Here is a 5,309-nt window from a genome sequence, read left to right on the forward strand (position 1 = left end):
TTCCCCAAAATAATGCAGGATGAATTTTCTTCGGGAAATGGAAGTTTCGGCATAAGCCACGACCTCTTGCAACAGAGCCTGCCCGATTTCCTGCTCGGCAACGGGCTTGTTGCTCATAAATTTCTCGAGTTTTTCAATGTCTTTATAGGAATAGAATGCCAGACAGTGTCCTTCACCACCATCTCTTCCAGCACGACCGGTTTCCTGATAATAACTTTCTATACTTTTTGGAATATCGTGATGGATGACAAACCGCACATCGGGTTTGTCGATGCCCATTCCAAAGGCAATGGTGGCCACGACCACATCAGCATTTTCCATCAGGAACATGTCTTGGTGTTTGACCCGTGTTTTTGGGTCAAGACCGGCATGGTAAGGCACGGCATTGATACCATTTACCTGAAGGATTTGGGAAAGTTCTTCTACCCGTTTTCGGCTCAGGCAATATACAATCCCGCTTTTGCCATCATTTTGTTTGATGAAGCGAATAATGTCACCATCCACATTTTTGGTTTTGGGACGCACTTCATAATACAAATTGGGTCGGTTAAAAGAAGCTTTAAACACATTGGCATCCTGAATGTTCAGGTTTTTGAGAATATCTTCCTGAACCTTGGGCGTTGCCGTGGCCGTGAGTGCAACAATGGGAATGTTGTCACCAATCCTGCCAATAATGGATTTCAAATTTCTGTATTCCGGTCTAAAGTCGTGTCCCCATTCGCTGATACAATGCGCCTCATCAATAGCCAGAAACGAGATTTCCACACTGCGTAAAAATGCCACGTTTTCTTCTTTGGTAAGCGATTCAGGTGCCACATAAAGCAGTTTTGTAATGCCTGATACTATGTCTTTCTTCACCTGTTTGATTTCGGTTTTGTTTAAAGACGAATTCAGCACGTGGGCAATTCCAACTTCTGAAGAATTTCCGCGAAGGAAATCTACCTGATTTTTCATCAATGCGATAAGGGGAGAAACAACTATAGCCGTGCCGTCTGCAATGAGTGCCGGAAGCTGATAACACAAGGATTTTCCTCCTCCTGTCGGCATAATGACAAAAGTATTGTTATTGCTTATAACACTCTTGACCACTTCTTCCTGTAACCCTTTGAACTTAGAGAACCCAAAATACTTTTTGAGCGCTGCGTGTATGTCAATTTCGTTCACTTACTATAATTATTTTATCTACATTTGTACTCTAAATATAACAATTTCTAAGAAAGCCACAAACCAAAAAAACTGTAAAGTTTTGCATAATCATAAAAAAATTATTTCAATTGCCAAACAAACCATAGAAACGGAGAGCAAAGCTATTGCAAATCTGGCTCAACTTGTTGACAATGAGTTTGCAGAAGCAGTTGAGTATGTGTACAGCTCAGGAGGCAGGGTCATCGTTACAGGCATAGGAAAAAGTGCCAATATCGCCACAAAAATTGTCGCCACACTCAATTCCACAGGAACACCTGCAGGATTTATGCATGCTGCAGATGCCATTCATGGCGATTTGGGAACCATTCAGCCGGAAGATGTGGTGATTTGTATCTCAAAAAGCGGAAACACTCCTGAGATTAAAGTACTTGTTCCCTTGATAAAATCGTTGGGAAATAAACTCATTGCCATTACTTCAAATAGAGATTCCTTTTTGGGCAAACAGGCTGATTATGTATTGTACGCTTTTGTGGAAAAAGAAGCTTGTCCAAACAACCTTGCGCCCACCACCAGCACCACGGCACAACTGGTAATTGGTGACGCATTTGCTATGTGTTTGTTAGACTTGAGAGGGTTTTCCAGCAAGGATTTTGCCCGCTTCCATCCCGGAGGGTCTTTAGGTAAACAACTTTACCTCAGGGTTTCTGATTTATGTGATAACAATGAAAAACCCAAAGTGGGACTTGAATCGGGTATAAAGGAAGTGATTGTAGAGATTTCAGAAAAAATGCTTGGAGTTACTGCCGTTGTTGAAAATAACAAAATTACAGGAATAATTACTGATGGAGATTTAAGACGAATGCTTGCTAAAACCGACGATATCAGTAGCCTGAAAGCCAAAGACATTATGACCCAAAATCCCAAGTGTATTGAAGCCAACGCCATGGCCGTAAAAGCTATGGAAGTGATGAACAATCATGGTATCTCACAACTGCTTGTTGAGGAAAACGGCAACTATAAAGGCGTGATACACATCCATAACCTGATTAAAGAAGGAATACTTTAATGGCCGCCCGAAAAAAGAAAAACCCCGCTGCCGAGATGTCGTTTCTGGATCATCTTGAAGATTTGCGCTGGCATCTCATCAGGGCAACTTTAAGTGTAGTTTTATTTGGTGTCTTGGCTTTTTTAGCCAAAGAATTTATTTTTGACACCATCATTTTCGGCCCCAAACAGCCTGATTTTATCACTTATAAAATTTTATGTGAAATTGCTCAGTTTGTGGGTTTGCAAGACAGTTTTTGTTTTGATGAAATGCCATTCAGGATTCAAAGTCGCACTGTTGCGGGGCAATTTTCGGCACACGTATGGACTTCTATTACCGCCGGGTTTGTATTGGCATTTCCTTATGTGATTTATGAATTCTGGAAATTTATTAGTCCGGGCTTGCTTGAAAATGAAAGAAAAACATCAAGAGGGTTTATTTTTATTTCTTCGTTGTTGTTTTTTATTGGGGTGTTGTTTGGTTATTATGTTGTTACTCCGCTATCCATCAACTTCCTGGGAAGTTATACGGTTAGCGCCGAAGTTTCCAACGAATTTGACATCGGAAGCTACATTGGGCTGGTAAGATCATCAGTGGTGGCATCGGGATTGATTTTTGAATTGCCCATCATTATGTACCTGTTGACCAAAATAGGTCTGGTTACACCTGAAATATTGCGCAAATATCGAAAAATGAGTCTGGTGATTGTTTTAATCCTTTCAGCAATCATCACTCCTCCGGACATCGTGAGCCAAATCATCGTAGCGATTCCCATTTTAATTTTGTACGAAATAAGCATTTATATTTCTAAAGTTGTAGTAAGAAACCAATCCCTCGGCTCCGCTCGGGATGACAAGAAAAATTCAAAAAACAAGAAACAAGAAACTTGACACGAGCTTCTCCTTCGTAGTTTTACTACGGAGAAGGAGCGCAGCGAACTGTGCGAAGCAAAACAAGAAATCCAATGTCAAAAAATAAGGTAGACGAATTCAACGGGTATCGCGAAAGGATGAACGACAAACTCCTTGCCGATAACAATAAACTGATAAAGCGTATCTTTAACCTCGATACCAATGCCTATATGGAAGGCACTTTGGATGTTAAGACCAAAGAGTTACTTGGTTTGGTTGCATCTGCTGTCTTACGCTGTGATGATTGTATTGCTTACCATTTACAAACCGCTTTTAAACTTGAAGTATCCAAAGAAGAAGTCTTTGAAACCCTGGGAATTGCAACCTTGGTTGGTGGAACGATAGTAATTCCTCATCTGAGAAGGGCCTATGAATTTTGGGAAGCATTGGAACAAAAACACAATAAATAAGAAAAAAGGAGTTAATTTAAGTAGACTTGTCTATTAAATATGAAGTTAAGAGCAGAAAATTTAGTCAAAACATACAAAGGCCTCGATGTGGTCAAGGGCGTGAGCGTTGAGGTAAACCGCGGTGAAATTGTTGGTTTGCTTGGTCCAAACGGTGCGGGAAAAACCACTTCATTTTATATGATAGTGGGTTTAATCAAGCCCAATAAAGGAAAAATTTACCTTGACGATACTGAAATCACCAAATACCCCATGTACAAACGCGCTCAAAACGGCATTGGTTATCTGGCTCAGGAAGCTTCAGTTTTCAGAAAATTGAGTGTTGAAGAAAATATATTAAGCGTGCTTCAACTCACTAAATTTTCCAAAAAAGAACAACATCAACGGATGGAGTTATTGATTGAAGAGTTTGGATTGGGTCATATCCGAAAAAACCGTGGCGATTTACTTTCCGGAGGTGAAAGACGACGCACCGAAATTGCACGAGCGCTGGCTACAAACCCGGCATTTATTCTGCTTGATGAACCTTTTGCAGGTGTTGACCCGGTTGCGGTAGAGGATATTCAACGCATTGTGGCTCAACTTAAAAACAAAAACATCGGCATCCTGATTACAGACCACAACGTTCAGGAAACACTTGCCATCACTGACAGAACTTACTTAATGTTTGAAGGAAGCATTTTAAAGCATGGTGAACCCGAAGAACTTGCCGCAGACGAAATGGTGAGAAAAGTATATCTGGGCCAGAATTTTGAACTTCGCAAAAAGAAACTGGATTTTAATAAACTTTAAGCGGTTTCTTTCTTTTTCGCGAAAAGCGAAAGCAAAATATACAACAAGATTACCAGCGGAACCGCCGCAAACCAAAATGCGATGAGCATTGCCAGGCTCGCAATCAGAAATACATACCGCACGGAATTTCCTTTAAAACTACGGGTTTTAAACTTCAGAGAAAACAAGCGGATATTGGCATTCAATAAATAAGCACTCAGCACCGTCAGTCCAATTAAAAACCAGGGATTGAGAATCAGTTGAATGGCAACTTCAGTGGGCTGATAAATCAAAATAAGCGGTAAACTGATTATCCATAAGGTATTGGCCGGAGTGGGCAGACCAATAAACGAATCGGTTTGCCTGTCGTCCACATTAAATTTCGCCAAGCGGTATGCCGAAGCTAGGGTTATTAACAAGCCGAATAGCGGTAAAAATGCATTCGTTGAAATATCAAGTGGAGGAAAACTAATTAAAAGTTTAGGATAGTCATTTGAGCAAGCAAATTGAATTAATTGCATCATCACAATCCCGGGAGCGAATCCACTGGTGACCACATCGGCCAGAGAGTCGAGTTCTTTGCCTATGTTGCTTTCCACTTTAAAAGCTCTGGCAGCAAGTCCGTCAAAAAAATCCAGAAAAATACCCAGTATTACAAAACCTGCTGCAAGTGGAAGGTTGCCTTGAACAGCAAAAACGACCGCAATACAACCGGACATTAAATTTCCGAGGGAAATTAGGTTAGGGATGTGCTTGAGCATAATTAATATTTAATATGTTTGTAAAAATACTAAACTATTTTAGTTTGTGCTTGAAATTAAACAATAACTCAAGGTTTTTGTAGTTTATAGATTTTAAAAAAGTAGCATATTTGCATCAAACCAAGCCCTTGAAAAAATCATTTCTTTTACTTTTATTTTTTTCGGTTTATTTCGCTTCAGCCCAAACTGCCAGAAAGTATTCCAATGAGTTTATGAATATTGGTGTTGATGCCAGGGCGTTGGGAATGGCAAATGCCGTTACTGCTAT

The 5,309-nt window shown here is 40.3% G+C and carries 6 protein-coding genes and 1 pseudogene; 5 read left to right on the forward strand and 2 right to left on the reverse strand.

The features are described from left to right. Positions 1–1,164: RecQ family ATP-dependent DNA helicase (locus AC6F75_RS00250; protein WP_500712921.1), on the reverse strand; the 1,164-nt coding region annotated here is incomplete at its 3' end. A gap of 82 nt (positions 1,165–1,246) precedes the next feature. On the opposite strand from AC6F75_RS00250, the gene AC6F75_RS00255 reads away from it, so the two are divergent. From AC6F75_RS00255 to lptB, 4 genes are all read left to right on the forward strand, one after another. Continuing rightward, complete coding sequence (locus AC6F75_RS00255; protein ID WP_500712922.1) at positions 1,247–2,212, forward strand: KpsF/GutQ family sugar-phosphate isomerase; 966 nt, start codon at positions 1,247–1,249, stop codon at positions 2,210–2,212. Further along, complete coding sequence (gene tatC / locus AC6F75_RS00260; protein ID WP_500712923.1) at positions 2,212–3,081, forward strand: twin-arginine translocase subunit TatC; 870 nt, start codon at positions 2,212–2,214, stop codon at positions 3,079–3,081. Before AC6F75_RS00255 ends, tatC begins: the two co-directional genes overlap by 1 nt. A 74-nt stretch (positions 3,082–3,155) precedes the next feature. Beyond that, entirely contained in the window at positions 3,156–3,512 is a 357-nt protein-coding gene (locus AC6F75_RS00265) for a carboxymuconolactone decarboxylase family protein (protein ID WP_500712924.1), read from the forward strand. Between the two features lie 39 nt (positions 3,513–3,551). Beyond that, the gene (gene lptB, locus AC6F75_RS00270) at positions 3,552–4,301 is read left to right on the forward strand and encodes an LPS export ABC transporter ATP-binding protein (protein ID WP_500712925.1); all 750 of its coding nucleotides are present in this window, start codon (positions 3,552–3,554) and stop codon (positions 4,299–4,301) included. Here lptB and AC6F75_RS00275 read toward each other — a convergent pair. Then, positions 4,298–5,041 (reverse strand): CDP-alcohol phosphatidyltransferase family protein, encoded by a 744-nt coding sequence (locus AC6F75_RS00275; RefSeq protein ID WP_500712926.1) that lies wholly within the window; start codon positions 5,039–5,041, stop codon positions 4,298–4,300. The two genes, lptB and AC6F75_RS00275, sit on opposite strands and share 4 nt — an antisense overlap. Positions 5,042–5,169: 128 nt before the next feature. Here AC6F75_RS00275 and AC6F75_RS00280 point away from each other — a divergent pair. Continuing rightward, positions 5,170–5,309, forward strand: a pseudogene (locus tag AC6F75_RS00280) (putative type IX sorting system protein PorV2); the annotation flags it as partial.

The organism is Planktosalinus sp. (genome assembly GCF_059864935.1).